General features: G+C 67.7%; 5 protein-coding genes. 3 read left to right on the top strand and 2 right to left on the bottom strand.

What is annotated here, in order from left to right; translation table 11 throughout:
• The coding region (locus tag HB724_RS20220; protein ID WP_213982745.1) for an SDR family NAD(P)-dependent oxidoreductase at nt 1-244 on the bottom strand (244 nt) is incomplete at its 3' end.
• A gap of 22 nt (nt 245-266) precedes the next feature.
• Nucleotides 267-1,094, bottom strand: a complete 828-nt coding sequence (locus tag HB724_RS20225; protein WP_213982746.1) for an IclR family transcriptional regulator — start codon at nt 1,092-1,094, stop codon at nt 267-269.
• Nucleotides 1,095-1,292: 198 nt separating this feature from the next.
• Between HB724_RS20225 and rhmD the strand changes: the two genes are divergently transcribed.
• From rhmD to HB724_RS20240, 3 genes are all read left to right on the top strand, one after another.
• The gene (gene rhmD / locus HB724_RS20230) at nt 1,293-2,486 is read left to right on the top strand and encodes an L-rhamnonate dehydratase (protein WP_213982747.1); all 1,194 of its coding nucleotides are present in this window, start codon (nt 1,293-1,295) and stop codon (nt 2,484-2,486) included.
• Between the two features lie 14 nt (nt 2,487-2,500).
• Nucleotides 2,501-3,373 carry a fumarylacetoacetate hydrolase family protein gene (locus tag HB724_RS20235; protein ID WP_213982748.1) on the top strand — a complete coding sequence of 291 codons (873 nt, stop codon included), beginning with the start codon at nt 2,501-2,503 and terminating at the stop codon, nt 3,371-3,373.
• Nucleotides 3,370-4,013: SDR family NAD(P)-dependent oxidoreductase (locus HB724_RS20240; protein WP_213982749.1), on the top strand; the 644-nt coding region annotated here is incomplete at its 3' end. The genes HB724_RS20235 and HB724_RS20240, both read left to right, overlap by 4 nt.

Below are 4,013 nucleotides of genomic sequence, written 5' to 3' on the forward strand. Positions count from 1 at the left end.
GCTTGTCGACCGCGGCGGCGACGAATGCGCTGGCGGTCTCGGGGTCGGCGACGTCGCCCTTCACCGCCAGGCCGCGCCGGCCGAGCTTCTCGATCTCGGCGACGCAGCTCTGGGCGCCTTCGTCGTCGCGGTGATAGTTGATGGCGACATCGGCGCCGTGCTGCGCGGCGCCGATCGCGGCGGCGCGGCCGATGCCGGTGGATGCGCCGGTAACCAGCACGGTCTTGCCTTCGAGCAGCTTCACCTGATGTTCTCCTGTGTGTCCGTTATCGTCTGGTCTTGCGGGGCGGGGCGACCGCTTCGGTCCAGCCCAGCGCATGGCTGATCCGGTCGGCGGTATCGCGGACCTCGCCGCTGAGCGCGGCCATGCGGCCGTCGTCCATATATTGCGCGGCGCTGGAGACGCTGATCGCCGCGACGATCCGGCCCGAGGCATCGCGGATCGGCGCGGAGACGCAGCGTATCTGGTCCTCATTCTCCTCGAGGTCGAACGCATAGCCCGAGCGGGCATAGTCCTGCATGCGCGCCAGCCACAGGCCGTAATCGGCGGCCGGCGCGCCGGCGGCGCGATCGGCCTCGAACACGCGGTGCCACTCGCCCGCGTCGCTGTCGAGCAGCAGCGCCTTGCCGAGCCCGGTGGAGGTGAGCGGCTGGCGATCGCCGATGCGGCTGGAGATCTCGACCCGCCGGCGGCCGGGGATCTTGTCGAGATAGAGCGCGAAGTCGCCGTCGATCCGCCCGAGATGGACCGTGTCCTCGGTGCTGGCCGCCAGATCCTCGATGATGGGACGGGCGATCTGGACGATATCGGCCTGGGACTGCGCCAGGAACCCGAGCTGGAGGAGCTTGGGCCCCAGCTGATAGCCGACCCGCGGCAGGAACGTCAGGAACCCGCGATCGATCAGCGCATTGGCGAGCCTGTGGGTGGTCGAGCGGGTGAGGCCCATGCGCTGCGAGAGCTCGGCGAGCTTGACGGGTCCGTCGATCACCTTGTCGAGCATGTCGAGGCCGCGCAGCAGCGTCTGGCTGCCCTGCACGGGGGAGGGAGACGATTGCGATTTATCCGATTCTTCGTTTGACGCATTCTGTCTCATCTCATAATATCCTATCCCATAAGTTGAGAAAGTAAAGCCGCCAGGAGGGTGCAGCCAGCCTTTCGGCCACGGACAAGGTGGCCGATCGCCCGGTGACGGGGAAGGCGTATCACATATTGGAATGACGTGTCCGCCGGTTTTGGCCGCGGGCGCGCCTGTTCCTGGGCTGTCGTTCCGGGCGTATGAGGGAGTTGGGAAGTGACGGTTCGCGGGCTGCCGAAGATCAAGCATGTACGCGCGTTCGTGGTGCGCGGCGGTGGCGCCGACTATCACGACCAGGGCGAAGGCCACTGGATCGACGACCATATCGCCACCCCGATGGCGCGCTATCCCGAGTATCGCCAGTCGCGCCAGAGCTTCGGCATCAACGTGCTGGGCACGCTGGTGGTGGAGATCGAGGCCGAGGACGGCACGATCGGCTTCGCGGTGACGACCGGCGGCGAGCCGGCGGCCTATATCGTCGAGCGGCACCTGGCGCGGTTCCTCGAAGGGCGCGATCCGGCCGACTATGAGAAGATCTGGGACCAGATGTACTTCTCGACGCAATATTATGGCCGCAAGGGGCTGGTGGTGAACGCCATCTCGGGCGTCGATCTCGCGCTGTGGGATCTGCTCGGGCGGCTGCGGCAGGAGCCGGTCTATCACATGCTGGGCGGCGCGGTGCGCGACGAGCTCCAGTTCTACGCGACCGGGGCGCGGCCCGACCTCGCCCAGCAGATGGGGTTCATCGGCGGCAAGATGCCGCTCCACCACGGCCCCGCCGAAGGCGTGGAAGGCCTCAAGAAGAACATCGCCGAGCTGGCCGAGATGCGCGCGCGCGTGGGCCCGGACTTCTGGCTGATGCTCGACTGCTGGATGGCGCTCGACGTCGACTATGCCACCCGCCTTGCGATCGCGGCGCACGAGCATGGCCTGAAGTGGATCGAGGAGGCGATCAGCCCCGACGATTACTGGGGCTATGCCGAGCTTCGCCGCAATGTCCCCAGGGGCATGCTGGTCACCACCGGCGAGCATGAGGCGACCCGCTGGGGGTTCCGCATGCTGCTGGAGATGGAGTGCTGCGACATAATCCAGCCGGATGTGGGCTGGTGCGGCGGGGTGACCGAGCTGCTGAAGATCTCGGCGCTGGCGGATGCGCGCGGCAAGCTGGTCGTGCCGCACGGCTCCAGCGTCTACAGCTATCACTTCGTCATCACCCGGCATAACAGCCCGTTCGCCGAGTTCCTGATGATGGCGCCCGGCGCCGACAAGGTGGTGCCGATGTTCCACCCGCAGCTGATCGGCGAGCCGGTGCCCGACAAGGGGCGGCTGCGCGCCTCGGCGCTCGATGCGCCCGGGTTCGGGGTCGAGCTCAACCGCGACGTCGCCCTTCACCGTCCCTACACCCACTGAACGAGACACACCCCATGAAGCTTTGCCGTTACGGCCCGCGCGGAAGCGAGAAGCCCGGACTCCTGGACGCCGAGGGCGTGCTGCGCGACCTCTCGGGCGTGCTCGCCGATGTGACCCCCGATACGCTGGGCGCCGAGGGCCTTGCGAAGCTCGCGGCGCTCGATCCCGCGGCGCTGCCCGTGGTCGAGGGCACCCCGCGCTACGGCGTGCCGGTCAAGGGCATCGGCAAGATCGTCGCGATCGGGCTCAACTATGAGGACCATGCGATCGAGTCCGGCCTGCCGATCCCGACCGAGCCGGTGATGTTCATGAAGGCGCTCTCCAGCCTCACCGGCCCGAACGACGAGGTGATGATCCCGAAGGACTCCACGCACACCGACTGGGAGGTCGAGCTGGGGGTCATCATCGGCAGGACCGCGCGCTATGTCGAGGAGGCCGACGCGCTCTCCCATGTCGCCGGCTATGTGCTGGCCAACGACGTGTCCGAGCGGTTCAACCAGAAGCAGCGCGGCAGCCAGTGGAGCAAGGGCAAGGGGCACGACACCTTCTGCCCGGTAGGCCCCTGGCTGGTGAGCGCCGACGAGGTCGGCAACCCGCAGGCGCTCGACATGTTCCTCGACGTCAACGGCCAGCGGATGCAGACCGGCAACACGAAGACGATGATCTTCGACGTGCGCCAGATCATCGCCTATGCCAGCCGGTTCGTGACGCTCTATCCGGGCGACCTGATCATCACCGGCACGCCGCCGGGGGTGGGCGAGGGCAAGAAGCCCGATGCGATCTACCTCAAGGCCGGCGACACGATGACGCTGGGGATCGACAAGCTCGGCACCCAGACCCAGCAGGTCGTGGCGTGGCGCGACCTGGGCGACGAGGTGCTCGGATGAGCGTGTTCGCAGGAAGGTTCGCGGGCCGGGCGGCGATCATCACCGGCGGCGCCTCGGGGCTGGGCTATGCGGTCGCCGAGCGCATCCTGGCCGAGGGCGGCACGGTATCGATCTGGGACATGGGTGCGGGCCTCGATGCCGCGCGCGAGGCGCTGGGCGGGGTGCACGGCGTGCAGCTCGACGTGTCCGACGCCGACGCGGTCGAGGCGGCTGCGGCTGCCAGCGCCGAGGCGCTCGGCAAGGTCGACATCCTGGTCTGCTCGGCGGGGATCACCGGCCCGACGGTGCCGGTCCACGCGTTCCCGATCGACGGCTGGCTCAAGGTGGTGAACGTCAACCTCAACGGCCTGTTCTACTGCAACCGCGCGATCGTGCCGCTGATGCTCGCCAACGGCTATGGCCGGATCGTCAACATATCCTCGGTCGCCGGCAAGGAAGGCAACCCCAACGCCAGCGCCTACTCCGCCACCAAGGCCGGGGTGATCGGGCTCACCAAGTCGCTCGGCAAGGAGCTCGCCGACAAGAACATCATCGTCAACGCGCTCACCCCCGCCACGTTCGAAAGCCCCATCCTCGACCAGCTCCCCCAGAGCCAGGTCGATTACATGCGCTCCAAAATCCCCATGGGCCGCCTCGGCGA

The sequence above is a fragment of the Sphingomonas sp. dw_22 genome (assembly GCF_018449795.1).
GTDB lineage: Bacteria > Pseudomonadota > Alphaproteobacteria > Sphingomonadales > Sphingomonadaceae > Sphingomonas.

Excerpts from the sequence above, each read along its gene's own strand:
- HB724_RS20225 (WP_213982746.1), bottom strand. The coding sequence starts at position 1,094 with ATGAGACAGAATGCGTCAAACGAAGAATCGGATAAATCGCAATCGTCT.
- HB724_RS20235 (WP_213982748.1), top strand. The coding sequence starts at position 2,501 with ATGAAGCTTTGCCGTTACGGCCCGCGCGGAAGCGAGAAGCCCGGACTC.